The sequence below is a fragment of the Vibrio zhanjiangensis genome (genome assembly GCF_030161235.1).
Taxonomy (GTDB): domain Bacteria; phylum Pseudomonadota; class Gammaproteobacteria; order Enterobacterales; family Vibrionaceae; genus Vibrio; species Vibrio zhanjiangensis.
In genome coordinates, this window is record NZ_BSPW01000053.1 from 1 (window position 1) to 24,622 (window position 24,622).

Annotated in this window: 23 protein-coding genes and 6 pseudogenes; 14 read left to right on the plus strand and 15 right to left on the minus strand. The window is 41.9% G+C overall.

Annotated elements, in window-relative coordinates; genetic code table 11:
* Nucleotides 1-430 (plus strand): GNAT family N-acetyltransferase (locus QQK21_RS12830; RefSeq protein ID WP_348541497.1); only part of this gene is annotated, 430 nt, incomplete at its 5' end.
* 32 nt (nucleotides 431-462) lie between these two features.
* Here QQK21_RS12830 and QQK21_RS12835 read toward each other — a convergent pair.
* Nucleotides 463-1,044: a hypothetical protein gene (locus QQK21_RS12835; RefSeq protein ID WP_284192591.1), complete on the minus strand. Its 582-nt coding sequence runs from the start codon at nucleotides 1,042-1,044 to the stop codon at nucleotides 463-465.
* A 160-nt stretch (nucleotides 1,045-1,204) separates the two neighbouring features.
* Between QQK21_RS12835 and QQK21_RS12840 the strand changes: the two genes are divergently transcribed.
* From QQK21_RS12840 to QQK21_RS12865, 5 genes are all read left to right on the plus strand, one after another.
* The gene (locus QQK21_RS12840; RefSeq protein WP_284192592.1) at nucleotides 1,205-2,293 is read left to right on the plus strand and encodes a hypothetical protein; all 1,089 of its coding nucleotides are present in this window, start codon (nucleotides 1,205-1,207) and stop codon (nucleotides 2,291-2,293) included.
* Nucleotides 2,294-2,471: 178 nt separating this feature from the next.
* Nucleotides 2,472-2,882, plus strand: coding sequence for a cupin domain-containing protein (locus QQK21_RS12845; protein ID WP_284192593.1), 411 nt, complete (start codon nucleotides 2,472-2,474; stop codon nucleotides 2,880-2,882).
* Between the two features lie 387 nt (nucleotides 2,883-3,269).
* Nucleotides 3,270-3,509: a hypothetical protein gene (locus QQK21_RS12850; protein WP_284192615.1), complete on the plus strand. Its 240-nt coding sequence runs from the start codon at nucleotides 3,270-3,272 to the stop codon at nucleotides 3,507-3,509.
* 330 nt (nucleotides 3,510-3,839) lie between these two features.
* Nucleotides 3,840-4,445, plus strand: a complete 606-nt coding sequence (locus QQK21_RS12860) for a hypothetical protein (RefSeq protein ID WP_284192594.1) — start codon at nucleotides 3,840-3,842, stop codon at nucleotides 4,443-4,445.
* A gap of 202 nt (nucleotides 4,446-4,647) precedes the next feature.
* Nucleotides 4,648-5,034 (plus strand): hypothetical protein, encoded by a 387-nt coding sequence (locus QQK21_RS12865; RefSeq protein WP_284192595.1) that lies wholly within the window; start codon nucleotides 4,648-4,650, stop codon nucleotides 5,032-5,034.
* Nucleotides 5,035-5,589: 555 nt separating this feature from the next.
* Here the strand turns inward: QQK21_RS12865 and yciH are convergent.
* The 5 genes and pseudogenes from yciH to QQK21_RS22325 all read right to left on the minus strand — a co-directional run.
* Nucleotides 5,590-5,901, minus strand: a complete 312-nt coding sequence (gene yciH, locus QQK21_RS12870; RefSeq protein ID WP_284192596.1) for a stress response translation initiation inhibitor YciH — start codon at nucleotides 5,899-5,901, stop codon at nucleotides 5,590-5,592.
* A gap of 6 nt (nucleotides 5,902-5,907) precedes the next feature.
* The gene (locus QQK21_RS12875; RefSeq protein WP_284192597.1) at nucleotides 5,908-6,285 is read right to left on the minus strand and encodes a DUF3319 domain-containing protein; all 378 of its coding nucleotides are present in this window, start codon (nucleotides 6,283-6,285) and stop codon (nucleotides 5,908-5,910) included.
* Between the two features lie 181 nt (nucleotides 6,286-6,466).
* On the minus strand, nucleotides 6,467-7,471 hold the full coding sequence (locus QQK21_RS12880; protein WP_284192598.1) for a D-alanine--D-alanine ligase: 1,005 nt from the start codon (nucleotides 7,469-7,471) through the stop codon (nucleotides 6,467-6,469).
* A 161-nt stretch (nucleotides 7,472-7,632) separates the two neighbouring features.
* Nucleotides 7,633-7,971, minus strand: a pseudogene (locus tag QQK21_RS22320) (SPOR domain-containing protein); the annotation flags it as partial.
* A gap of 77 nt (nucleotides 7,972-8,048) precedes the next feature.
* A pseudogene (locus QQK21_RS22325) lies at nucleotides 8,049-8,172 on the minus strand (SPOR domain-containing protein); the annotation flags it as partial.
* A gap of 218 nt (nucleotides 8,173-8,390) precedes the next feature.
* Between QQK21_RS22325 and QQK21_RS12890 the strand changes: the two are divergent.
* Nucleotides 8,391-11,078, plus strand: coding sequence for a bifunctional acetate--CoA ligase family protein/GNAT family N-acetyltransferase (locus QQK21_RS12890; protein WP_284192600.1), 2,688 nt, complete (start codon nucleotides 8,391-8,393; stop codon nucleotides 11,076-11,078).
* Here the strand turns inward: QQK21_RS12890 and QQK21_RS12895 are convergent.
* Nucleotides 11,053-11,961 (minus strand): LysR family transcriptional regulator, encoded by a 909-nt coding sequence (locus QQK21_RS12895; RefSeq protein ID WP_284192601.1) that lies wholly within the window; start codon nucleotides 11,959-11,961, stop codon nucleotides 11,053-11,055. The two genes, QQK21_RS12890 and QQK21_RS12895, sit on opposite strands and share 26 nt — an antisense overlap.
* 251 nt (nucleotides 11,962-12,212) lie before the next feature.
* Between QQK21_RS12895 and QQK21_RS12900 the strand changes: the two genes are divergently transcribed.
* Nucleotides 12,213-14,327 (plus strand): TonB-dependent hemoglobin/transferrin/lactoferrin family receptor, encoded by a 2,115-nt coding sequence (locus QQK21_RS12900; RefSeq protein WP_284192602.1) that lies wholly within the window; start codon nucleotides 12,213-12,215, stop codon nucleotides 14,325-14,327.
* Between the two features lie 325 nt (nucleotides 14,328-14,652).
* On the opposite strand, the gene QQK21_RS12905 is transcribed toward QQK21_RS12900, so the two are convergent.
* The 4 genes from QQK21_RS12905 to QQK21_RS12920 form a co-directional block, all read right to left on the minus strand.
* A complete protein-coding gene (locus QQK21_RS12905; protein ID WP_284192603.1) occupies nucleotides 14,653-14,904 on the minus strand; it encodes a hypothetical protein in 252 nt (83 codons plus the stop codon).
* 8 nt (nucleotides 14,905-14,912) lie between these two features.
* Nucleotides 14,913-16,610, minus strand: coding sequence for an SgrR family transcriptional regulator (locus QQK21_RS12910; protein WP_284192604.1), 1,698 nt, complete (start codon nucleotides 16,608-16,610; stop codon nucleotides 14,913-14,915).
* Nucleotides 16,611-16,685: 75 nt separating this feature from the next.
* Nucleotides 16,686-16,919 carry a DUF3389 domain-containing protein gene (locus QQK21_RS12915; RefSeq protein WP_284192605.1) on the minus strand — a complete coding sequence of 78 codons (234 nt, stop codon included), beginning with the start codon at nucleotides 16,917-16,919 and terminating at the stop codon, nucleotides 16,686-16,688.
* Nucleotides 16,920-17,369, minus strand: coding sequence for a hotdog fold thioesterase (locus QQK21_RS12920; protein ID WP_284192606.1), 450 nt, complete (start codon nucleotides 17,367-17,369; stop codon nucleotides 16,920-16,922). It lies immediately after the preceding gene.
* An 83-nt stretch (nucleotides 17,370-17,452) separates the two neighbouring features.
* On the opposite strand from QQK21_RS12920, the pseudogene QQK21_RS12925 reads away from it, so the two are divergent.
* Nucleotides 17,453-17,596, plus strand: a pseudogene (locus tag QQK21_RS12925) (M48 family metallopeptidase); the annotation flags it as partial.
* A gap of 221 nt (nucleotides 17,597-17,817) precedes the next feature.
* Here QQK21_RS12925 and QQK21_RS12930 read toward each other — a convergent pair.
* A complete protein-coding gene (locus QQK21_RS12930) occupies nucleotides 17,818-18,501 on the minus strand; it encodes a YoaK family protein (RefSeq protein WP_284192607.1) in 684 nt (227 codons plus the stop codon).
* A 177-nt stretch (nucleotides 18,502-18,678) separates the two neighbouring features.
* Between QQK21_RS12930 and QQK21_RS12935 the strand changes: the two genes are divergently transcribed.
* Nucleotides 18,679-19,515, plus strand: a complete 837-nt coding sequence (locus QQK21_RS12935) for a cation diffusion facilitator family transporter (protein ID WP_284192608.1) — start codon at nucleotides 18,679-18,681, stop codon at nucleotides 19,513-19,515.
* Nucleotides 19,516-19,757: 242 nt separating this feature from the next.
* Here the strand turns inward: QQK21_RS12935 and QQK21_RS12940 are convergent.
* Nucleotides 19,758-20,035: pseudogene (locus QQK21_RS12940) on the minus strand (transposase); the annotation flags it as partial.
* 484 nt (nucleotides 20,036-20,519) lie between these two features.
* Between QQK21_RS12940 and QQK21_RS12945 the strand changes: the two are divergent.
* From QQK21_RS12945 to QQK21_RS12955, 3 genes and pseudogenes are all read left to right on the plus strand, one after another.
* Nucleotides 20,520-20,741 (plus strand): hypothetical protein, encoded by a 222-nt coding sequence (locus QQK21_RS12945; protein WP_284192609.1) that lies wholly within the window; start codon nucleotides 20,520-20,522, stop codon nucleotides 20,739-20,741.
* 260 nt (nucleotides 20,742-21,001) lie between these two features.
* Nucleotides 21,002-21,313: pseudogene (locus QQK21_RS12950) on the plus strand (M48 family metallopeptidase); the annotation flags it as partial.
* A 79-nt stretch (nucleotides 21,314-21,392) separates the two neighbouring features.
* Nucleotides 21,393-21,950: a PhnA domain-containing protein gene (locus QQK21_RS12955; RefSeq protein ID WP_284192610.1), complete on the plus strand. Its 558-nt coding sequence runs from the start codon at nucleotides 21,393-21,395 to the stop codon at nucleotides 21,948-21,950.
* 135 nt (nucleotides 21,951-22,085) lie between these two features.
* On the opposite strand, the gene QQK21_RS12960 is transcribed toward QQK21_RS12955, so the two are convergent.
* Nucleotides 22,086-23,330: an NAD(P)/FAD-dependent oxidoreductase gene (locus QQK21_RS12960; protein WP_284192611.1), complete on the minus strand. Its 1,245-nt coding sequence runs from the start codon at nucleotides 23,328-23,330 to the stop codon at nucleotides 22,086-22,088.
* Between the two features lie 183 nt (nucleotides 23,331-23,513).
* Nucleotides 23,514-23,912 (minus strand): hypothetical protein, encoded by a 399-nt coding sequence (locus QQK21_RS12965; protein ID WP_284192612.1) that lies wholly within the window; start codon nucleotides 23,910-23,912, stop codon nucleotides 23,514-23,516.
* 75 nt (nucleotides 23,913-23,987) lie between these two features.
* Between QQK21_RS12965 and QQK21_RS12970 the strand changes: the two are divergent.
* Nucleotides 23,988-24,563, plus strand: a pseudogene (locus QQK21_RS12970) (beta-ketoacyl synthase chain length factor); the annotation flags it as partial.
* Nucleotides 24,564-24,622: the final 59 nt, after the last annotated feature.

The window sequence follows — 24,622 nt, forward strand, 5'->3', positions numbered from 1 at the left end:
GAATGTAAGGATACGACAGAGTCGAATGGTATTTATCCCGTCAAGATCCCTCAGTAATGACACCTTTCATGAGACACTGCTTGATTCTATGAGTACTAACAACATCCGTGAATACATTAAGAGTGGTTACCGATACCATATAGCGACTGACAATGGCAGACTTGTTGGCGTGATCGGTATGCGCGAACATTCTCACCTTTACCATTTATTTGTCTGCGACGAGTATCAAGGACAGGGAATTTCTCGAAAATTATGGGAAATAGCAAAGTCGGACATTCTAAGCCAGATAACCACGTCATACTTTACAGTGAATTCCGCACTGCATGCTGAGCATGTTTATAAAAAGTTTGGCTTTGAGCGCATTGCGGGCATTAGAACTAGGGGAGGCATGGTGGATATCCCGATGCGACTCGACTTACCCAGTCAATAGATTGCTATTAGTAGCAAAACTAAATCGTAATGCTATGGCAAAAACTCAACTTTTGTCTCCTCAACAATGGCATCATTAATGTATCGCTGAAGAGGATAAGCAATGTCACCTGGGCTATAGATTGCGCCATATTGAGCCAGTTTCTTCATAACTGGGATATACTCCGGCCCAACCTCAACTTTAAAACCAATCAATAGATTTAACTCGTAAGATAGAGCATATTTATCGTTAAGCAGCGGGGTAAGTGTTAGCCAAGAGTTACAATCAACGCTCTTTGATTCAATACGCGCACGTTCTTGCTCGATTATCCCTTCATACAAGCCATTGTTCTCACATAGCCTAAAGAACATAGAGATAGAATCATTGCTGTCTTCCAAATTGACAATCACTTCTCTGTTTGCCATTCCCTCTGGTGTGTAAACAAAACGGATCTTCTTCCCATCCGGTATAAACTCACCAATCGTATGTTCATTCTCTACATTCTCGAAAAAAGAACGAGGATTTGACAGAGAGCTTGTACAACCCGCGAGCAAAAAACAAAACCAGAATATCGAGAGTATTTTCATAAAACACAATTGTGTACCAGAGACATGATCACCTCTATTGTGCTTCATTTAGCATTATGATGCTAGGGTGCAAACTGATGAGTAACGCATCACGTAACATTCAAAGGTTAGAAATATCATCAATATTCATGTTTATGGCTTTGCTATTTCGAGCAAAATCTGAGCTAATGGCGGAGTCTTCATTATAACTGGCGCAGGGTACCCATCTATGATAACTCCAACTATGAAAATATCTCGTGACAGATCAATTTATAGTGAAAGTGAACATAATCCAGCAATAGATTGTCTGCTTAATGGTGCAACCAGCAGCATGAAGCTTGAAGACAAACTTAATGACGATTCAACCGCACAAGAATATTTGGACATGCTATTTTCTCTTGCTAAAGGGGACCATCAAGAGAGCATAGAGTTATTGTTAAACCTTGCACTTAGCGAGGGTGAAGTCGCCTCGTATGCTCAAGATCTTTTGTGCACATTAATCGCAAGAGAAAAAGACGACATAAGTTACAAAGCAGCATGTTCGGTGAGATCTGGCAGCCAAGTCCTTGCCACTCAGTTTTCAAGCAGTCTCATTACCGATGAAATCCTAGATACGCACCCTAAATTACTGCTTTTTGCAGCGTCGAAAATTACCGGCGATGAGGGTAAAGCTGATACCATACCGCCGCTATTAGTAAAATCTAAGATTCAATCATTCGATACCAAACCAATTAAACCCCAGTGGTGGCTAGACACAAAGCTAGAAGATGGACAATTTGCCACACCTAATCCAGCGGTTGTAAAAGACAAAGACTACTTAGTTGAAAAAATCATTCTACCAGATGATGGTGCCTGTCAGTTTAGGGCTGCATTTGCGCTAAAGCATAAGACCAAACACTGGCTGACTGCTGATAAAGCGGAAATTTTAAACGAAATAGAAAAACCAACCAATTGTTACGATAGCATGATAAAAAAGAGCATCAGTGATGCACTGACACAGATTATTGGAACAGGTTTCAAACTTCCACATACATTTGAGAGCGCTTTCAACGAACAAGACTTTGAAGACACCATCTACAACAAGACCATAAAATCTAGGGACTTTACCCTCTATTCTCCATCAGGTATTGAATCCGCAATTGATAAATCAGCATCAACGAAACAAGAGAGTGAATTTTTAGAACTATTCACAGATATAGTCGGACAAAACCTAGCGGCAAGTCTTGAGATACCGTTATCTTCTCAAAATAGCCAAGGATATGCACTTCCAACGGGTAACCACTATAATCTTATAGTTCCGATTGACTATTTGAAATAAGACCGTTAAAGCTGAGTAAACCTAGCATCATGCATACATTATTAATCATTATAAAATGATTTTTCATTAGATTATATTTAACCAGTGTTTATATTTATTTTTAACAATTAATTACTCAATAGAGAACAATGTGGGTAATCTTCCTGTCTTTCTCGATACTCAATAAACAGGAAGTAACATGAAAACACTATCAGTGCTATTACTCACCTCTATTAGCTTTATGACAAGCGCAGCAACATCTGTTGACCTAGTGAAAGATACAAAGTCGTGGAATGGAGACAGCCTGCCGAGTCAAACCATTGCGCAACCAGAAGTTACGATCAAAGAAATCACCATCCAGCCTGGCGAAGCACTGCCTATTCACCTCCATCCTGTCATTAACGCTGGCATCCTATTGGAAGGTGAGTTAACCGTATATACCGAAGACCGCTCAAAAGTGTTAAAACTAAACGCAGACAGTGAAAAAAACACCATTATAGAAATGGTCAATCAATACCATTTTGGAATGAATTCAGGTGACAAACCAGCAAAAATTGTTGTTTTCTATATTGCTGAGAAAGGGCACACTGTCACCAAAGAGAAAAAGTAAAGCGCAAGACTAAGCTCAGGTCGCACTTTTGCGGCCTTTCAGTATCAAGCTTACAACCCCTATAAAGATTGGCACATATAAAATGGGCAACGTTGCTGATAAAAGGCAAGGGCAGATAACACTTGCGCGATTGACATCTCCTCCTAAGCCCCCCATTATTTTTGACCTAACATATAACGATAGAAACGTAGTTCACATACAGCAAAATATAGCTGCTGGAAGTTCTTTTTCTTTTGAGGGAGATTCAAGGCCTTTCAAGCCAATCGTGGCATCATAATCTGTCAATCCCATTTTAAAATGTCCTGTTCCCTCCCAAGTAGAAATGTCCTGTAGTGAACTGAACTATAATTATGCATTGAAACTCATAGGAATCATTTGGGGTAAATTATGTCTTTTGATGCAATGTCAGTTATCCAGTCCTATCTTGAGCATAGAGAAGGAGATCGTATTCCTTTCAACACGCAAGAATTTGTAGATTGGTGTCAAGAAATTGAAGGGGTTAACCGTAGTTTAACGCTGTCAGAAGCGAATGAAATGCTCAAACTACTGAATGACAGCCATGACCAGATAGAGCTCACTCATAGTTATTTCCCAGCGAACAATTTGGGATGGTTTTACTATCACTAACCAGGTTGAAACCACGAAACGTCGCACTTGTCGAGGGCTTATGTTGAGTATGTCGGCCGCATCAACTTGACGAAGGCGGCGTTCGCGAGCATATTGCAGCACTTTAAAACGATTAATGTCTCGGTCACTCATGGGAATTAGCATCGGTTGAAGTCCTCAAAGGACATTTTAAAATGGCTCAAACCGGACATTACTAAATTGCGCTTACATTGCCAGTGCGCATTATGGAAAAACTGTGAAATTAGTTTCTAAATCACATCTCCTACTGTTTTTTTAAACATTAATTTGCTATTAATTGTGCCAACATATGATGCATAGAAATTTAAATTCATGAGAAATCTAGTTAGAGCGTTTGAGTCACTCAAGTCAGTTTCAAAATCTAATTCAACAAACAAAGATGGAAGTGAGTTAGCCCTTAACGTACGCAGTGTAAGGCACACTCAGCCGCCTAAAGTGGCTTCTTTATCAGAAATAGTCAGGCAAGCTAATACACCTGAGTATCTGAACAAACACAGAGCGAACAAAGTAAGGATTATCGATTCACTCAATAGTCTTTCTCGCAAAGCTGAGCATAATAAAGGTCCTGCTCCCCAGCCGCCAAAAGGGGACTCTTTATCAGAATTGGTTAAGCAAGCTAATACACCTGAGTACCTGAACAAACACAGAGCGAACAAAGTAAGGGTTATCGATTCAGTCAATAGTCTTTCTCGCAAAGCTGAGCATAATAAAGGTCCTGCTCCCCAGCCGCCTAAAGGGGACTCTTTATCAGAATTGGTTAAGCAAGCTAATACACCTGAGTATCTGAACAAACACAGAGCGAACAAAGTAAGGATTATCGATTCACTCAATAGTCTTTCTCGCAAAGCTGAGCATAATAAAGGTCCTGCTCCCCAGCCGCCAAAAGGGGATTCTTTATCAGAAATGGTTAAGCCCTGACATTACTAAATTGCGCTTACATTGCCAGTGCGCATTAGGTACGTGTTTATGTTGAGTGGTTTGTCGCAGACCTAGACCGCGCAAAACGTGGGCGAGGGGATTGCTCATTGTCGACGCTTGCGTCGTACATGCCATTCCTGAGAATCGTTTTGAGCACTACCGCTCAACACCTAACTAAGAAATAGAGATCAAGGTATTAATCTTGGTCTCTTTTTTTTATGTGCTTTTTGAGTACAATATTGAAAGCAGCATGGCTGCAATGGGCCTTCCTTTACCCACAACAGTTTTTGGGTCAATAACAACAGGTAGTGGTGCTCTTGCAGCAATAGAAACAGCCTTATCAGCAAAAGCATCTGACGTCCCTCTTTCTGTCGTTTCTGTTGGTAGAGCCAGTAAACAATTAGCAGGTATTGGCGCTGCTTTTTGGGCAGGGGCCATAATAGGCTCTGCTCTTATGGCCTCAAAGAGAGCAACATCATGCAGCAGGTCAGAATTTAAAGAAGCGTTTCAATCTTTGGGTCTTCCTTCATGGGCTGCTGATGATGCGCTGAGTAGTCATGATGGTCATAAACTTTTGCGTAAGAATTAATATGATTTCATTTATTAAAGACAAGATAAGGTTAATACTTTTTTCTCTTCTTTGTGCGTTGGTTGCATGGGGATTCTGGTATGTTCTTGGCATGGCTGGCTTTTATGTTATAGGAGCCATTCTTCTTGCTTCTTACTCTATAAGGATATGGAATAAATTCCGTAGCAGCTAAATAGCTATTTTAAGTTTGGGTGTTCTGTTACACCCAAACTAACTCCGGACTTCCGGAAAATTATCAAAACAATTCGTTTTCTTCTTCCTCGTTCATGCTATCCATAAATCTTGCTCTTAACCTTAAACCAAACAAGATTTTTCTGATTACCTCTTTGTCTTCATCATCTAATGACTTCATGAACAACATGAACAGGTCTAAGTCGCCAAATTCTTATGACTCTTAGTGCGCATTACGTACATTATGTTAAATTATGTAGCCAATATTAAAGAGTGCTTCCACACTCTTATACAATATCTACTAGATTAAACATAACCTGATTTACCATAAAATAGCTAATAATCATTTGTTTAATCAAAGATTAACAACTCACTATTAGCTTACTAACCACCCGCAAGTTTTACAGTGTGGCCTTTCTTTTCAAGATGCGCTTTGATTTTATCTCTGGCATCACCTTGTATTTCGATGGTGCCATCTTTTACTGAACCACCGCATCCACATACTTTCTTTAATTCGGCTGCTAAGAGTTTGAGTGGTGCGTCTTCTAAATCTAGGCCTGTAATTATGCTTACCCCTTTACCCTTACGGCCTTTTGTTTGGCGCTGTATACGAACAATGCCATCACCTTTAGGCCGCTGAACCTTTTCCGGTTCTGGCTGTATTCTGCCGACCTCTGTCGAATATACGAGACTCATAAATAACTATTTCTTCTGTTGTTGTTCTGCTTTCTGTTTAGCCAGTAAGTATGCCTCGATATGCTTTTGCATGGCAAGCTTACCACCTTTGATTAGCTTACCGTTAAAAAAGCAATACCATTCGTTTGGTTCACCGGTATCATTTTTAAGTGTGTACCCATGAAAATTTTCTTGTACTGGACTTCCATCTTGCTGTTTCTTGTTACCAATTGAACCAAACTCTTTCGGGTCAATGATGGTGGCGGTATCTAAGAACCAATCAATACTTTTCTTAACCGCAGGCATGCTTCCAGATAAAGTGTGAGCCTTGATCTGTACTTGCCATACATCGGTGGAATTTCCAGCAGTTTTGAGGGTAAATCCTCGATATGTTGCAGCAGCCATAGTATTTTATCTTAGTAATCAGTTAACTTAATAATAATTGTATATTGTCCTTATTCAAGTTTATCGGCAAAAAGCAAATTTACTGAAGCCCATCCCATAAAAATAAACTTAAAAAAATCATGACACTACAATGACAACAAAAATAAAGAGACGCCGTAACTATTTTATTAACAACGTGATTTTAAGAGTCTCTGCCGCTAAGTGACATTTCAACGCAATCTTTCAAAAAATCCACAAACTTAAGACCAGTATGTTCTAACATTTTAGGGAACATTGATATTGGCGTCATACCAGGAAAAGTATTTACTTCGTTGAGGTAAACCTGTCCATCTGGTGTCAAAAAGAAGTCAATTCGAGATAAGTGGCGAAGTTTCAACTGTTCAAATACTTTTCTCGATGATTCCTCAATAATGCTCCGCTGCTCATCAGTCAGTTCTGATGCTTCGACATCGGTAACAGATTTGCTAGTTGCACTGTATTTCTCATCATATGAATAAAACGAATCCTCAGGTGCCTTAATTTCTCCTGGAGGCGTAATGTGTAACTTCCCTTCAAATTCAAAGGCAGCTACCTCCAATTCACGTGGTTTAACCGCCCTTTCAACCAAAACCTGATCTGAATACTTAAACGCATTATCAATCGCATCTTTAAGTTGCCCTTTCTCTGTCACTTTGTAGCATCCCACAGACGAGCCTTGGCGAGCTGCTTTAACAAAAACGTTCCCCCATTTATCATAAGCCGCTAAGCTTTTTTCATAAGCTTGTTGACTATTTTCAGATAAAAAGATGTAGGGCGTATTTGGAATGGAAAGTGTGTCATACCATAGCTTTGACGTAATCTTGTTGAAACAATTTGTGCTTGCTTCAGGGCCACAGCCAAGATAAGGCACGTTAGCCAGCTCTAACATGGACTGAATATCGCCTGTTTCACCGGGATAACCGTGAATGCAGGGTACAGCGAAATCTACTTTAGTTGCTTTGGTAGGGAAATTTAATGTGCCTTTATTGGTATCTAGATAAACCATCTCGTTGCTGCAGAACCAGCCTTCCTGAGTGATTTCAACTCTCACTACATCATAATGTTCAATGGATTCAAGCTGAGCTTGAACATAGTCGGCAGAGACCAATGAAACTTCATGTTCCGAAGATCCTCCACCACAAAGCAGTAAAATTGTTGTATTCGTCATTTGGGATTTTTCCGTAAAATAACCGAGATAGTAAAAGCCGATAGTAATCAAAAATCAGCTTAGATTCATCGATTTGACTGAACTATGTCATTATTGACAATTCAAACGGTCAATTTATACGCATAAAAAAGGGGGCCGCAGCCCCCCTTTTACAATAGTGATTAGTTCAACTTGTTGAGTGTTGGATATTGCGAGCCCTTTATCGCATCAATACTTTTTACGAAAGGTTTCATATCTTGAAGTTCCATCGGCAGCTTCGCGATTGCCTTTTTAGCATCCATACGCGTGGCGTAATCACCATAAAGGATGGTATACCATTTGGTTCCATTCACCACTTTGTAGTTTTCCCAGATTGGCTCGCCATCTTTTGGTAATTTTCGAGCAAACTGATCAACTTTTGTCTGGCTGCCAACCGCCACGACCTGAATAGTAAAACCATAACGAGAACTCATCGCTTTTTGTTTTGCTGTCGGAGGAATAATAGCAACGGCAGGTTTCGATTTATTAGCCGTTTGGCTAGCTTTCATCGGCTTGACCGTCATTGCTGCCTCTTCCATCACACCACTGTCTGACATAAGTGGCTCTTGAACCGCTACTTTATATTCTTCACGGTAACTTTCAGAGGAGACGTCTGTGACATAGTCACTCGATACACATGCTGCCAAGACTAGGGGTAAGCTGACTATTGCTATTTTTTTCATGAATTTTTCACATGCCTTTTGTAGAAGTTACTGTAAATCATGCCGTTAGATAGTCATAGAATCAAGCCAACATTCGAATTATCTATCCCAACACTGTGACATAATACACAAAGTCAGATGCATGTCAGGTGATCGGAGTATAACAACACTCATTTCATTCTGGTTTCGTCGGATAGGTCCGTTAGACTGAAGATTAAAACTTATTTTTGGAGCCCACCATGAATATTCTAAGTACCTTGTTTAGGCCGAAAACTATTGCCGTTGTGGGGGCTTCAACCAAACCCAAGAGCGCTGGACACATAGTGATGATGAACCTGTTACAAGGTGGGTTCGATGGCATCATCATGCCAGTAACACCAAAGTATAACTCTGTATGTGGTGTATTAGCATACCGTGATATAGCTTCTCTACCTATGGCGCCTGACGTAGCGTTTCTGTGTACTAACGCTTGCAGAAATGAAGCGTTAATTCAGGAACTCGCTGCAAAACAGGTCAAACATATCATCATTCTTTCAGCCGATACTATCGGCTCAAATGAACCATCGGAATATCAAAGCATCGCCAAGCAAAATGGAATACGCATACTCGGCCCAAATAGTCTTGGGATAATCATGCCATGGGCAAAGCTAAATGCATCATGCTCCCCCATCAACGCCAAACCGGGCAAAATAGCCTTTATTTCTCAGTCAGCGGCCATGTGTACCACCATTTTGGATTGGGCAAATGATAAGGACATTGGCTTTTCAGCCATTGTCTCTTTGGGAAATGCGTTAGATATCGATTTTGCAGACTTGCTCGATTATCTAACGATGGACTCCAAAACAGAAGCAATACTGCTCTATGTCGATACGATAAAAGATGCACGCCGTTTTATGTCTGCAGCTCGCGCAGCTTCAAGAAATCGTCGGATTCTCGTACTGAAAGGAGGAAGAACGCACGCAGGACGCACCGCTGCACAGGCACATACCGGTGGCCAAGATAGTCTGGACATTATCTACGATTCTGCCATTCAGCGCTCAGGAATGCTAAGAGTCAACAATTCGCATGAATTATTCGCCGCCGTTGAAACACTGACTCACTCGATTCCTTTGCGTGGTGAAAGGCTTACGATCCTATCTAATGGTGGTGGCCCCGCTATTATTGCGGTTGATACATTGCTAATGAAAGGAGGTCAATTGGCTTCCCTGCCCTCTGCGCTTATCCAACAACTCAATGACATACTGCCCGAGAGTTGGAGCCAAAATAACCCTGTAGATTTACTTGGTGATGCAGACCATGAACGATATATCAAAGCCTTAAAACTGCTGATGGATCATGATTTTACCGATGCAATCCTAATCATGCATAGTCCATCGGCCAGTATGAACAGTGACTATGCGGCTTCAGCTATCGTCGACGCCATCAATCAACATCCTCGCCGTCAACACTTTAATATCCTGACGAATTGGTCTGGAGAGACCACAGCAAAACCCGCTCGGCAAATTTTTACACATGCTGGCATACCCACATACAGAACGCCAGAGAGCGCCGTGATTGCCTTTATGCATCTTGTGGAGTACAGGCGAAATCAAAAACAGTTAATGGAAACCCCCACCACAGCTGAGCCGGTGCATATGCGTGAGCTGACGGAAGCTAAGCAGTGGATCAGCAATAAGTTACAGGATAACAAAAGTGTGAGTTTAGATACTCATCAAATTGGGGTCTTCTTGAAATATTTCAACTTCAATGTGCTAGCCACTTGGCTTGCTTCTGACGTGAGTGAAGCTGTTCACATAGCAGAACAAATTGGTTATCCAGTGGCGGTTAAGCTTCGCTCACCTGATATTGCCCACAAGTCTGATATTCAGGGTGTCATGCTGAATTTGCGTAATCGCCATGAGGTTGCTAGTGCGGCAGAGGCTATTTTGGATAGAGCGCAGCTTCATTATCCTTCTGCCAACATACATGGTTTATTGATCCAAGCGATGGCGAAACTGGCTGGCGGTGAAGAGATACGCATAAAGGTTAAAACAGACCCTACATTTGGCCCAGTGATACTCATTGGTCAAGGAGGTGCAGAATGGGATGAATCGGTTGATGCAACCTGTGCTCTCCCACCACTCAATATGACCTTGGCGAGATACTTGATTGTTCGAGCCATCAAAGAAGGCAAAATTCGCCTTCAGAAGCTACCCATACCTATGGATATAGCAAAGCTATCTGAATTGTTGGTGCGTATTTCGCAGATGATCGTTGATTGCCCACAAGTTTATGAACTGGATATCCATCCGCTACTTGCAACGGGGGAGCAGTTTACGGTTCTGGATGCAGACATGATCCTTAAACAATGCAAACAAGGTGATACACAAAGACGATTAGCCATTAGGCCTTATCCGGTTGAATATGAGGAAAAACGTCAGTTGAAAGATGGAACCAGCATCTTGATGCGCCCTATTCTCCCCGAAGATGAACCCAATCACGCCAACTTCGTGAGTAAAGTATCCAAAGAGGATCTTTACAATCGGTTTTTCAGCGATGTTGGTGAACTTAACCATGAGGCATTAGCAAACCTGACTCAGATCGATTACGATCGCGAAATGGCTTTTATCGCCGTTTCCAATCCTGATTCAGACCCTGAGATTATTGGCGTTTCGCGGGCTTTACTCAACCCCGACAATACCGATGCCGAATTTGCTATTTTGGTCCGTTCTGATCTCAAGGGGCTTGGACTTGGTAAACTTCTGATGCAAAAAATCATCAAGTACTGTCGTCAAAAGGGTACTAAACAAATCTCAGGGGTCACTATGCCCACCAACCGAGGCATGTTAATGCTCGCCCAAAAGTTGGGATTTGAACTGGATGTTCAATTTGAAGATGGCATAGCCGATATGGTGTTACGACTCAATGAGCCGTCAACACCCCAGTAGTGTTTAGCCAATTCTTTTTCAGGTACTGAATACACCATGATTTAGCTTCGCCCATTTGATTTCGTTTCCACGCAAGTAGTATCTCGATACTGATGTCTTGTGTATCGGAAATTTTTGCTAAAGCGCCTTGTTCAATAAGCGGGCCGGCCACAGTAATAGGTAACGTCCCTATTCCCAATCCTGATTTCAAAGCCGCGATTTTTGCTGCAAAGTTAGTCACAGTCAATGTTGGCTGCTTTTGTAAAATATTAACTGTAATAGCAGGTTGCTCTCTTGCAGAATCGGCAATAGCAATCACACGGTATTTCGCACGCGCATTGTCATCAAAGGCTCCATTGCGTTTATGAACATAATGATCTGGTGCAGCAACCCAAACCATTGTCATTGAACCAATAGGTTGTGTTTTTACATCTTGAGGAATACTTTCAGGCTTGGGGCAAACCAGCAGATCTGCACGCCCATCCCCTAACGCTTCCCAACACCCTGCTAGTATTTCTTCTTGTAAGCGAATGCGCGTAGAGCTGACATTGCCAAGCTGTTGTACCATAGGAAAAAAGTGCTCAATCGACAAGATACCATCAAACGCAATCGTTATATCTAATTCCCAGCCATTGGCCAATACACTTGCATCATTAACCAGTTTTTCCGTCGCCGCTAGAATCATACGGCCACGCTCAAGAATCAATTTACCAGCTTCAGTAAAACGAGCTTTGTGTCCGGATCGGTCAAAAATTGTCACATCCAAGTCTTGTTCTAACTTTTGAATTTGATAGCTCAAAGATGATGGCGCTCTATCCAGCTCATTAGCGGCAGCAGCAAAGCTGCCTCGACGGTCAATAGCATCGAGAATGTGCATTGCTTCAAGAGTAATTGGATTTCTCACCTTTATCACCACCGTTTATTGTTTACGTTAAAAATGAGATAAAGATCTCATTGTTGAGCCAAGCCAGAATTGGTTTGAAATTAGCCAATCAAATTTTATCTCACTGTATTTTAGATGATTTTTTATCTTATGGCAGCATAGAAACGAAAACACCAACTAAAAACACAGAAATGATAACGATAGTAATTATCATTTAGATCCTTTAAAGTTCAGTCCGCATCATTTTTAAGACGTACTTTAGGTAAATGCAAATGTATAACAAATCCTTCTTGTCAGCCTCGATACTTTTGGCTTGTTCATCGCATGTCTATGCAGATGATTATGCCCTTTTTGACGAAGTTGTAGTGACTGCCACGCGCAATGAACAACAACTTGAAGAAGTCGCTGGTTCAATTTCTGTTGTCACTGACGAACAGATTGAAAAAACGCTCGCATCCAATGTGGACGATGTCCTCAAATACACTCCTGGTGTTGACGCTGTGTCTAACGGACGCATGGGAATCCAGCAGATTAATATTCGCGGAATGCAAGGTAACCGAGTTAACATTTTAGTTGATGGCGTTGCCCAGCCTTATTTGTACGACCAAACCTACGATTTTATTTCATCCGGACGTATTGCTCTAGACACTGACATGATTAAAAGGGTTGAGGTTGTGAAAGGCTCTGCGTCAAGCTTATATGGCTCTGATGGCATTGTTGCATTTCAAACGAAAGATCCCAGTGACTTCCTAAAAGAAGGCGAAACATTTGGTGGGCAAATAAAGCTAGGTTTCGCCTCGCGAAACGACTCTTTCACTGAAAATGTAGTCTTAGCCAATCGCAGTGGAGATTTAGAGTCTATGGTTGCCTACACGCGCAATGACTCAGAGCTGATTGAAAACTTTGCTAATGGAGACTACCAAAACTACTCAGCCAAAGATTTGGACGCTAAGGCAGATAACCTTCTAGTAAAACTACAGTACCAAGTTGACTCAGCGAACCGTGTAGAATTTATCGGTGAACTTATTAACGAGAGTAGCACGGGAAACATCGCCCACTCTTCATTCCCTTCTTATAAACGTGATGATACAACAGAACGAAATAAGCTAGGCTTAAAACATATCTGGGAAGGGTCAAGTTTGTTGGCCGATTCCATCAGCAGCCAGCTAACTTGGCTATCTCATCAACAAACCAATACTACCGACCGGCAAGGCACAACACAATATGGGCCAGTCGATGAGATAAAAGATTACACCTATGAAGATAAAGGCATTCAGACGGACTTCCAGTTCAATAAGGGTGTATCAACAGAGAATACTGAGCAGTTCATCACCTATGGTCTCGCCTACTCAACAAAAGATATTGCAAACTTAAATAAGACTTTTAAGCGCAGTAACAATCAAACCTCGCTGAATTTTTATCAACCCGATGCAAAAGAAACTCGCATAGGCCTGTTCTTGCAAGATCAAATATCGTTACTTGAAGATACGCTGGCTATTACACCAGGAGTACGCTGGGATAGCTATGAAACCAAGCCAGATAATTCGACCGCTGGCATTACTTCTGGGCAAAGTTATCAAACCAGCACGAATTCAGCACTAACCGCAAGACTGGGTGCTATTTATTCAATCACTGATCATTCTAAGGTGTTTGGTCAAGTGAGTCAGGGATACAGAGCGCCAACGTTTGAAGAGTTATACTTTTCAATGCCTGGACAGACTTATACTAACCTTCCAAACCCAAATCTCAAAGCTGAAGAAAGTATCACTTATGAAACGGGTTATCGCTACACCAATAACTACTCTAAGTCTGAAATAGCAGTCTTTTATAGCGACTACAGTAACTTTATTGATCAAGTGACTATCGGTTCGAATACTTATCAATATCAAAATGTCGGCAAAGCAAACATTAAGGGAATCGAGTTCTCAAGCCGGATCATGGTCAGTGATGTATTTGAGCTGCCTGAGGGGATATCAACCCGCTTTGCTGCCAGCTACACAGAAGGTGAAGATGGCGAAAAGCAGCCGCTCAACTCGGTTAACCCATGGAATGCAGTCACATCGCTTGACTATGACTCACCAGACAATACTTGGGGAAGCAGCATTGCACTCAACTATTATGCTGAGAAAAAGATGTCAGATATAAACCCTACCGCTGACTTCACTGCTTCACCAAATGGTGTTCAAGTCGGTACTCCGAGTGCAACAGTGATAGATTTAACCGCGTATTATCGACCAATTAAAGATCTCACCTTGTCAGCTGGTTTGTTTAACTTAACGGACCGAAAGTACTGGAAATGGAGTGATGTACGGGGTAAAACCGAGCTATATGATGACCGGACTCAGGCAGATCGCAACTGGGCCATCACTGCAAAATATGAATTCTAACCCACTAAAAAAGCTCCCATCTGGGAGCTTTTCTCTTATCTTCGTTCAAAAGGGCGTAAAAACCGTTGTGAACGAACCTGCACTTATTTCGAATTTGCCATCTCTTTTTTGACCATCACAGCACAAGCAACAATAAAAGCGATAATTAGGCCTAGTTCCACAAAGAACCTCTACTAAGTTAAATAAAATAAACGTCTGACGCCAGTATTCTATCAGCTTAGGCAGTCAATGATATCTCAGAAACGCTTTTTTGCAGGTTTTGTGGCTAAAGCCTTAAAAGTCAAACCTTAGATTGATTAATAGCACACTGCATTAATCACATCTTTTATTTGAACGAAACCTTGCCACCAATAATTTTGAATGCTGGCGTACCTCGTATTAGCGCCTCTCGCGCAAACTCACTGCCACATTCAGGGCACAGGCATGACGTCGACGTATAATCTTCCACAATCCGCTCTTTAAAACACTTTATCAAAGCGCCTTTGCCACCTTTTCGATACTTGAACAAATTCGATCGACACTTGGCGCAAAAAATATCCACTGCTTTCGCTGGTGGCTTTCTATTGGGTTTAGCCATCAATCACTTCACTGCTCTATTGTCGTATCCGGTTTAAACCATACCTGACTAAAATCAAACCATCCAAGCGCATTACATTTTGCGTTTTGTAGTGATCCACATTGATCTCGACCAATTCCCAACCAGCAGTGGAACATAGGTATAATTTGCATACGTTCTACCAAAGATTTACCAATCTCTTTTGCTGGGAAGATCCTGCCGTCTTCAGCTTGCCATTGCTCCACCAAGCCCGCCCAATAATTGAAATCATCAGTCTGGGAAAACTGCTCTATGTCACTGTAATTGAGCAGCCAACCCGCCAAACCATCATCACGATGATTGGAAATGCCCATTGGTTTTAGCCAAATATCCACATTTTCCGGAATGGGTAACGTCAGGTCGTATTTTATAAGCTCAACCTCAAGGTTATCTCTTTTCAGCAGAGATTCAATGCTTGGGATAAGAATTGAAAATGTCGGGTGCTCGCCATGATAAGCAATGGTCACCCTACGATAAGCAGGTGGCGAAGTATACTGTCCTTGGGTGGTATGATGATACCAACCGGGTTTTAGACCATGTGCGGGCAGTATGCCCAGCTCAACCACTTTTTCTTGTGGCAGCTGATGATATACGTTCAAAGATCCAAGACGATGACTAAAATAGTTCGCCCACTGAACAGACTTAGCAAGACCGTTACGGCGATTAAGTAGAAGATAGGTACATCCCGGATCTAACTTCACATCCGTCGGCTTTTCAGATAACTGTTTGGCTGGGCTTTCCATACTGGGGCACAAGATCAATGCGTGAATATCATGGATCACACACACTTCAATTCTATCCATTAGCGGTCTAAAGCCAAAATAGGCATCAAAAGCTTGCAAAACAAGGCGTGTCTCGGTGTTGGTAACCACTTTATAAGGGCCCGTGCCAACGGGTATTTGATCGTAATCGGTTGCACGCGAGCCCTCTGGCAACGTTATTTTTGCGTCAGACTCTGACAACATCAATGGCAGATAGTAATTCGGTTTATCGAGCAACACATCCACCACATGTCGACTGGGACTAACCACATGATTTATATGACGATAAAGCGGCTTAGCATTGAGGTTTTGTATTGACTCTACCACTATTTCGGTAGTAAGAAGATCACCATTGTGAAAACGAACATTGGGTCTGAGATAAAAGCGCCAGTGGGTCGGAGAAAGCATGTCCCAACGGTGCGCGAGATCAGGCCCAAGAGATTCATTCTCATCCATGCGGGTTAAACCACTAAAGACTTGAGTGGCGATGTGCTGTTCAGAGCGTCGTATGTGCTTTTGTGGGTTTAGCATCGACAAGGCTCGGTAATATGGAAGCCGTAATACTTGCTGCCCTTCTTGCTGCTGAACGCCTAAATAACTTTCTACTACTTGAGCCAATTTAGCGGTGTCTTGGTCCAATGCATTCAGTGCCTGAGCTATTTTTCCTTCTTCTAAGTAACGCCTAGCAAGGTTTTTACTTACATCGGTACGACTGCGTTTAAAGTTAAGCTGTGAGAGTTTCCCTCTACCGGGAGAAGGATGCCACTCGATCCACCCCTGTTCCTCCATTTTGTTTAGCACAATACGCGCATTACGCCGTGTACAAAATAGTACGTCGGTAATTTCTTCCAGTTGAACACCACTATCTTTACCATCATAGTGCTCAAACAGGGTTTCAAATTGCTTGCGTAATCTGGGGCTACTCATAAAGAGGAAATCTCAATTAAAAAAACTCAATTAAGTTTCCCCATTTATGGAAAATTTAGCAAGCCTACGTTGCTTTTATTGGACCTCAACCCCAATTTGGCCGGCAATTTGATTAAGTTGCTGCTCGTTATCTAACTTAATTGACCATTTATTTTCCGACCCATTCGCCGCAATGACATTCGCTCCTCTCCCGATGAGCGAAATAGCATCAGCATGGGCTTGTAAACTGATCCTATGTTCCGACGACACTTTAATCACAAGCTCATGAGGGGTAACAATGATTTTGCCACCCGAGAAATCAATCACCATCTAGTTTTCCTTAAACGAATGCTTGGCATTTCGCTTCTTTTTTACTGCAATGGTTAAGCGACTGGTACAAACTAACCGTTCTCTATCGTCACGAATATCGATTTGCCAAACTTGTGTCGAAACACCCAAATGCAAAGGCTCAGCGCGTCCGGTGACGTTACCCTCTCGCATTGAACGCACATGATTAGCGTTGATATCTAATCCCACACAATAGGAATCCCCGTTTACACACATATTGGCCGCCATGGAGCCAAGTGTTTCCGCTAGCGCCACCGATGCACCGCCATGAAGCATGCCTAGTGGTTGGTGAGTAAAATGACAAACTGGCATGGTCGCTTCGATGAAATTATCACCAAATTGGGTATAAACAATGTCTAAATGTCGCATTAAGGTATTTTCTGAGGTCGCGTTTAAGCTGTCGAGATCAAAGGGCTTTTTCCATATTGTCATACAAGTTCTCACATTATTAATTACCGAGCATTTTAGCTAAATGGTATGATTAAAGGAATAATAACAATCATACCGAATATCCTATGCATAATTCATTGAAACATATCACTTTATTAAGTGTAATCAGCTTGATGGCGTGCAGCTCTTCTCCTACAGGTCGTCAGCAATTACTGCTTTTTTCCGATCAAGATATGAGTACACTTGGCTCTCAATCTTTTGAACAAATGACATGGTCAAGGTTTGTTACCATCTTGGACATAATTCGATTTCCACGTAGAGAGTGGTTTAAGGCAAAATCTGTGCTTTAACGTTCACTGAAGATGGCGTGGGGACGCCTGTTTATTCGGGAGCCGGATGCGGTAGTTCCGCACGTCCGGTTCTGAGAGGGTTCGGCCTAGGTAACTAGGTCGTTCTACTCGCACAAAACCCCTTACACAAGGTTAGATAATCATGATCCTTGATGAACAAATGCTTGTCCATTCTCTTTTTTTCTTAAATGGATATAACACGTAATGCCTAGGATTAAACAGATCACGGCTGGCACCAGTAGTGATGAAAAAGAAATTTTTTCAAATAAATAATATCCCACTACTCCACCCGATATAAATCCAACGGCAAGAGAGACTAACATAGTCATTTTCCGTCTTTCAATACTCTCCCCCTTGAGCGCTGAGCCAGCCATAATACCAATATCGGTAAATGTCCCAGTAACATGAGTAGTTCGTCCTGGCCCAGCACTAAAGATTGTAGTCATACCATTTTGTATCCCACAGGCAAGGGATGCTAGGTGGACACCAGTCATCCCACCTTTTCCTAATAGAACGGAAGAGATAGTAAAAAGTAGTGCTTCTGCTAACAACAATAGACTGTATATTTTACCTGTTTGCCATGGAGGTAACGAAATAAGAAAGCTTGATAGAGCCGAACCAATAACAAATAATAGAATTACGATAAATATGTGTAAGGACATTAACCCATCATTAAATAACACAGTTCCCAATAGTGTGCTCGTGCCTGTAAGATGCGAAACCGCTTCCGTTTTTACCCCCAAGAAACCAATAGCATTCACTATACCCGCTACTAAAGACAGGATAAAAACAGCAGCCATAGCCCAGTAAGGTATTTTTTTCATAATCTTTTTGCTCCGTTGCTTAAATACAAAATCACCATGACAAATCGAGGTTGAACGAAATCATAATTTGTTGTTCATCTTCAGTTTAGTACTCTGGGATCTTAATAAAACTGTTAAAAAGTTTAACAGATGTTACTATGTTCCTGAATACTTTATCATTATGATACCGGAGGGTTTATGAATGGGATGAGCAGTGAGCGGCGTTTGATTTGGGCAATGATACCAACTGGCATATTTATGTTTGCCGAAATTATTGGTGGGGTAGTATCAGGCTCTTTGGCTCTTCTAGCTGATGCTGGACATATGTTAACCGACTTTGCTGCAATGTTCCTATCTTTTTGTGCTTTCAAGCTATCTCGTCGCCCCCCTGATTCAAAATTATCTTATGGTTATGACCGCTTTCAGGTTCTTGCCGCCTTTGTAAACGGTTTGACCCTTTTCGCTATAGCAGGTTGGATATTCTACGAGGCTTATCAGCGTATTGGGACTCCTATTGAAGTCATGCCCACCCCCATGTTGATAATTGCTGTGCTGGGGCTTGTGGTAAACATAGTGTCTTTCATTATTTTGCGTGGAGAAAATAAAAACCTGAACATTAAGAGTGCAGCAGTGCATGTAATGGGTGACTTACTTGGCTCTGTAGCTGCTATTTTTGCATCTATTGTTATTATGTTGACAGGTTGGATGCCTATTGACCCTATCCTTTCCGTTTTAGTTGCGGTGTTGATACTTAAGGCCGCTTATAAAATTGTTAAGGATTCAGGATACATCATTCTTGAAGGGGCACCCAAAGATATTGGCCAAGAAGAAGTTCGAAAAGCGCTTGGAGAAGCCGTGCCGGATGTAGTTGATGTACATCATATCCATATATGGTCTTTGACCAATGAGCGGTCGATCCTCACTTTGCACGCGAGTGTTAAAGAAGGCGCTGATCACAGTAAAGTTCTAGTGGCTATTAAAGAGCAGCTAGAAATCAAGTTTGGGCTTGTTCATTCAAATATTCAGCTAGAATGATCGTCCTTAATGTTTGGCGGGGGAAATACTGGGTTCTCTGCCAAATAAAACCTCTATTTGGAACTCAAGTGCTGGAAAATATACTGTAAAACTTTGGAGTTAGGGAGCAACGAGTGAACCTGTTCGTGTATTTGTTTAAGCATCGAGTTCGATACCATCGCTGGCAACAGTACTAACCCACTCACCTGTAGTTGGAAAATTTAATCTGAGGGCGTTCAAAAATCTGTGTCAGCTAATTTTGGCTAGATATCTAAGACGTCATCCAAGCGCCCATCAAAATGAATCGCTAACTGAGACAATGTCATATTCCAGTTTTGGATTGGCATTGTCCACTTCTTAGAAGCGTTCAATATTCCAGCGTACAGCAGTTTTAGCAAGCTATTTTCGTTCGGGAACCCACCCTTAGTTTTAGTCAGTTTACGGAACTGGCGATGTACTGCCTCGATAGCATTCGTGGTGTATATGCCTTTCGAACGTACTCTGGGTACTTAAAGTAAACCGACAAATTGGCCCACTTGTTATGTGCTGTGTGGCAGCTACTGAGACTACATCTTTGCTTTTTTCTAGTTCATAATATCCGATAATTTCAACCAACTCTGCATCATCTGGGGTGTGTTCTGTTTGGTAACTGACGCGCGAAGCAACAACCTCCCAATCGGCATGTTTCTCTATACCACCCTCGGTACGGATAAATATCATCTATACACCTTCTAATAAACGATTCTCATGTTAAATAAGTGTAATGATAACAATAATTTCAAGTATTTATTATTATCTATGAGGTGTTTTGGCAACTTCACCAATCAAATTTTGGCCACCCAGACATTCGAAGTGATATGGCTTCTGACGTTGAACGGTTTCGTTTGTGGGAAAAAATAAAAGTTCATGGTAGCTATAGAGATATAGAGATTGGGCTTGTGCATAAACAATGCAGAACAACCCGCTATGCTTAAAGTGTCCCCTAATACTTTTAACAATAACCGCCATGAGCGGATAGGTGAGCTATGCAGTATGAAACCGACCCCAAAGGCCTATCTTGGCCAATCAAACCCGCATTGATTATTGATAATGTTGCCACAGGCAATGTCAGTGTTAGTTTATCACCTGAAATACCCGTGTCTTCGTTCTCGCTCAAACAGTGTTTTGATAACACATCACTGAATAGTGATATCAGAAAGCAGTGGGCCAGTGTCTTGCGTGATATTGCTTCAGAGCTTGACGAGTAAAAGAGGAAGACGCTCTCCATGCTCTGTGTGTTTGAAGATAAAGGTAAATAACAGGGCTATTTATCAGGGGGCTTATCACCCCCTGCGGCCCAGGGCCTCCCCCCGTTTGCACCCTAACTCAAATAAAACCAAAAAGACGTTTTATCAGAGTTAGCTCGCCTAGCTTTTATGTCATTATTCGAACGGTCATCTCTTGTTGTGTGATTCTGTTCGATTATGTTCGGTAAGCTGCTTACTCAACCACTATGGTGGGCCCTCCATCACAATACGCTCAATATCAAAATGCGACCATGGCTGCGCTAGGACTCGGTGTTCAATATGGTGTACTGCTTCCCTATGGCAGAACACAAGAGTCCGAAGCCGATTTAGTTGGATTGGAACTGATGGCCAAAGCTGGCTTTGATCCTAACCAAAGTATTGAATTATGGAAAAATATGGCCAAAGCGTCTGGGGGGAGCCAACCGCCGGAACTGTTGTCGACCCACCCATCGCACAGCACACGCATACAAGATCTCTCAGCAAAAATAGCGACGTTACCCACTTATAACGTAAAGAGACCTAACTGCTCATAATCCACATAGGCCTTTATTTTCAGGCCATAACGTGGATAATAGGCGCCTTAATTAATTACCTATAATATGTGAGCTTATTATGTCTTCAGAAGCGACTATGTTGGAACGTTGCCAATCAAAATGCGAATTGTGCGGCAGTGACACACCACTAACTGCCTACCCAGTTCCACCACACGGTCATGTTACCGTTGATCAGGCGCTGATGGCGTGTGACAAGTGTCTTAGCGAAATTGACAACCCTGAAGATGTAAACCACTGGCGCTGCCTCAATGACAGCATGTGGAGTCAAGTCCCTGCCGTTCAAGTCACCGTTTGGCGACAACTGACTCGCTTAAACAGCGAAAGCTGGGCACAAGACGCGCTAGACATGATGTACATGGAAGAAGAAACAATGAACTGGGCCATGCAAGGCATGTCTGATGATGATAAGCCACTTGATTGCAACGGCGTTGAACTGAAAAAAGGTGACGACGTAACGGTAATTAAAGATCTCCCAGTGAAAGGAACCAACCAAGTGATTAAACAAGGCACGGTTATCCGCGGCATCAGTATTGGCGATGATCCTAAGCTTATCTCAGGCAAAGCCAACGGCGGCCAGTCTATGTACGTAATCGCAGAGTTCTGCCGTAAGAAGTAATCACCGGTTACTTTCGACAGATAACACAAAGGCGCTCAATGAGCGCCTTTGTTGTTTTGGTGATGAAGTAACTTACATCTAGAAACAAAATTCTAAATTAGATTGTGAGTTTCTGAGCATTTGACTCACTGCAAGTCATCCGACCTCTCCTCTTACCAACTCAGCCAATGTTGATAAGCGCTGCTTACTATGTGCCACATATGGATTCGCCTCATCCCATGCATAACCAGCGAGAATTGAGCTAATCATCTGTTTGATACGTGGATTGGGGTTTTGGTGGAAAATGACATCTTGTAGCGTACCTTCATACCAACCTTCCACATAAGTACGGAAAGTATTGACACCGACCATTAAGCGATCAGCATAATCAGATTGCCAATCGACAGTTCTACCATTTAGCTGGCGTTCAATACAATCTGCAGCAATTAGCGCCGATTTCATGGCAATGGTTACGCCTGATGAGAACACGGGGTCAAGGAACTCACCTGCATTACCAAGTAGTGCATAATGAGACGTTGCTAAGTGTTTGACGTTTGTCGAATAGCCACCAAGTTCTCCAATAGCATTTGGATACTCAACTTGGCTGAGCAGCTTTTTAAGTCCTGGTTCTTCATTTGCCAATTGCTTAAGTGCAGTTTTATTATCGATTGAATAACTCTCAAAAAACTCAGGTTTCCCAACGACACCAAAAGAGCATGTATTATTTGAGAATGGTATCAGCCAATACCACACATTATGATTTTCAGGGTGAACGGAGATTAGTATCTTATTACGATCATATTCAAGCTTTTCAAAGCAAATATGCCCCTCAATGTGAGTGAAAATTGCTTTTCGCGGCGGAAAACATGACGGCTCCCCTAAGTTTAATAGGCGAGGAAGAACACGACCAAAACCACTCGCATCTAGCACATAATCGGCTTCGATTTGGTAAGCCTGTTTGTCAGCACCGATCACACTCAGAATAGACTTTGTACCTTCAAACTGAATATTTGTTAATTCGTGCTGGTAACGAATTTCTACTCCTTGTTCAACTGCACTGTCTGCCAATACTTTATCGAAACTGGCGCGTTGTACTTGGTAGGTTGTCCCCGGCCCTGCCGTGAATTTATCAGTAAAATCAAATTGGGTATAAACGCCATTTCGGCGAAATGCAGCCCCGTCTTTGTACTGGAATCCATGTTGGCGCACTGCATCCAACATACCAGCTTGCTCCACTACTTCCATACATGCAGGAAGTAGACTCTCACCGATGGAAAAACGTGGGAATAGTGCTTTTTCAATCACAATGACATTAATTCCACGCGCATTTAGTAGTGCAGAAGCGGTGGAGCCGGAAGGTCCGGCTCCAACGATAACGACTTGCTTTTGTTCTTTTATCATTTTACTTTCTGGTTTGCTTGAAGTACTAACAACGTAAACGAAAACTCAATATTGTCGGTTCTCTCTGTCGCTACCTCAACGACTTCTATAAACCCATTACTAAAAATAATTTTTGAGTTTTTCTTCACTTTGACAAGTTGAGAAGACCAATATTTTAATCTAACAGAAAAACGACTTAAAATATTATTTCTGAGACTCCACACCCCATAGAGCTATTGCTCTCTGAATATCGACGTTTAAGTTATTCACCCAACGATTGTAGTTGTGGTGGATTTTTCCATCATCTGCTTTGAGGTTTTCTGAGTTGAGATAAATAATTGAATAATATTTGTTAGTATATGGAATTTTTACTTCGGCCATATGGCTACGAACCCTAAGTTTTGCAATTAATACATTTGGACTCATTTCTTTAATCGTCCAACCACGATTGGTTGCAGATTGCACAATCGCCGCTTTTACTTGTTTATTTTGAAGATCATAAGCAACTGGAGTATCCTCTACATTCAATACAGGTTGTAATCGACTGCAACCGAAAAGAAGAAAAGTTAATAACACTGATATATACAGCTTTAAACGTGACATGATAATTTCCTTTATGATGATTCGGCTGAAGCTTATATTGTAATGAGCAATAAAATAAAGCAATTTTAATAAAATATGCAAAAATCCAAGATCAAAATTTCGTTTAATATCGACGCTTGGTTAGCTAATTCTCCAGGATTCACGACAACCGATGATTGGAAGCAATGGGCATCAAGTGGCCGTTGGCCCGAAGAATCCTTGCTGAATGTATCTGATATCCCAGCCATGATGCGCAGGCGTATGAGTCAAGTTAGCAAGCTGGCGGTTAAAACTGCTATCGAGCTCTTAAAGCACCACGATGTGAGCTATCTTATTTTTTCTAGTCGCCATGGCGAACTCCACCGCAGTGTGACCTTGATTGAAAATATCTTAAAAGGTGAGGAAACGTCGCCGATGGCTTTTGCCCAGTCTGTACATAACACAGCAGCAGGGCTAACAACTATAGCGACAAAGCAGCCGATTCCACTCACCTCTATTTCCGCTTCTGAAAACACCTTCCAGAGCGCATTAATTGAAGCTTGGCTGTTCCTGCAAGATAATCCTAGCAAGAAAGTTCTGGTTGTGGATTTTGATGAACCACTGCCAAAGCCATACTCTGAGTTCGAATCTCACCGCTATCATGCATACGGCGTGGGCTTAGTTGTTTCTAATTGTCATTACTGAGGGATCTTGACGGGATAAATACCATTCGACTCTGTCGTATCCTTACA

Excerpts from the sequence above, each read along its gene's own strand:
- QQK21_RS12880 (WP_284192598.1), bottom strand. The coding sequence starts at position 7,471 with ATGACGAATACAACAATTTTACTGCTTTGTGGTGGAGGATCTTCGGAA.
- QQK21_RS12915 (WP_284192605.1), bottom strand. The coding sequence starts at position 16,919 with ATGGTGATTGATTTCTCGGGTGGCAAAATCATTGTTACCCCTCATGAG.
- QQK21_RS12890 (WP_284192600.1), top strand. The coding sequence starts at position 8,391 with ATGAATATTCTAAGTACCTTGTTTAGGCCGAAAACTATTGCCGTTGTG.
- yciH (WP_284192596.1), bottom strand. The coding sequence starts at position 5,901 with ATGAGTCTCGTATATTCGACAGAGGTCGGCAGAATACAGCCAGAACCG.
- QQK21_RS12930 (WP_284192607.1), bottom strand. The coding sequence starts at position 18,501 with ATGAAAAAAATACCTTACTGGGCTATGGCTGCTGTTTTTATCCTGTCT.
- QQK21_RS12955 (WP_284192610.1), top strand. The coding sequence starts at position 21,393 with ATGTCTTCAGAAGCGACTATGTTGGAACGTTGCCAATCAAAATGCGAA.
- QQK21_RS12900 (WP_284192602.1), top strand. The coding sequence starts at position 12,213 with ATGTATAACAAATCCTTCTTGTCAGCCTCGATACTTTTGGCTTGTTCA.
- QQK21_RS12875 (WP_284192597.1), bottom strand. The coding sequence starts at position 6,285 with ATGGCTGCTGCAACATATCGAGGATTTACCCTCAAAACTGCTGGAAAT.
- QQK21_RS12835 (WP_284192591.1), bottom strand. The coding sequence starts at position 1,044 with ATGAAGCACAATAGAGGTGATCATGTCTCTGGTACACAATTGTGTTTT.
- QQK21_RS12945 (WP_284192609.1), top strand. The coding sequence starts at position 20,520 with ATGCAGTATGAAACCGACCCCAAAGGCCTATCTTGGCCAATCAAACCC.
- QQK21_RS12920 (WP_284192606.1), bottom strand. The coding sequence starts at position 17,369 with ATGACAATATGGAAAAAGCCCTTTGATCTCGACAGCTTAAACGCGACC.
- QQK21_RS12965 (WP_284192612.1), bottom strand. The coding sequence starts at position 23,912 with ATGTCACGTTTAAAGCTGTATATATCAGTGTTATTAACTTTTCTTCTT.
- QQK21_RS12860 (WP_284192594.1), top strand. The coding sequence starts at position 3,840 with ATGAGAAATCTAGTTAGAGCGTTTGAGTCACTCAAGTCAGTTTCAAAA.
- QQK21_RS12910 (WP_284192604.1), bottom strand. The coding sequence starts at position 16,610 with ATGAGTAGCCCCAGATTACGCAAGCAATTTGAAACCCTGTTTGAGCAC.
- QQK21_RS12935 (WP_284192608.1), top strand. The coding sequence starts at position 18,679 with ATGAATGGGATGAGCAGTGAGCGGCGTTTGATTTGGGCAATGATACCA.
- QQK21_RS12960 (WP_284192611.1), bottom strand. The coding sequence starts at position 23,330 with ATGATAAAAGAACAAAAGCAAGTCGTTATCGTTGGAGCCGGACCTTCC.
- QQK21_RS12905 (WP_284192603.1), bottom strand. The coding sequence starts at position 14,904 with ATGGCTAAACCCAATAGAAAGCCACCAGCGAAAGCAGTGGATATTTTT.
- QQK21_RS12840 (WP_284192592.1), top strand. The coding sequence starts at position 1,205 with ATGATAACTCCAACTATGAAAATATCTCGTGACAGATCAATTTATAGT.
- QQK21_RS12845 (WP_284192593.1), top strand. The coding sequence starts at position 2,472 with ATGAAAACACTATCAGTGCTATTACTCACCTCTATTAGCTTTATGACA.
- QQK21_RS12850 (WP_284192615.1), top strand. The coding sequence starts at position 3,270 with ATGTCTTTTGATGCAATGTCAGTTATCCAGTCCTATCTTGAGCATAGA.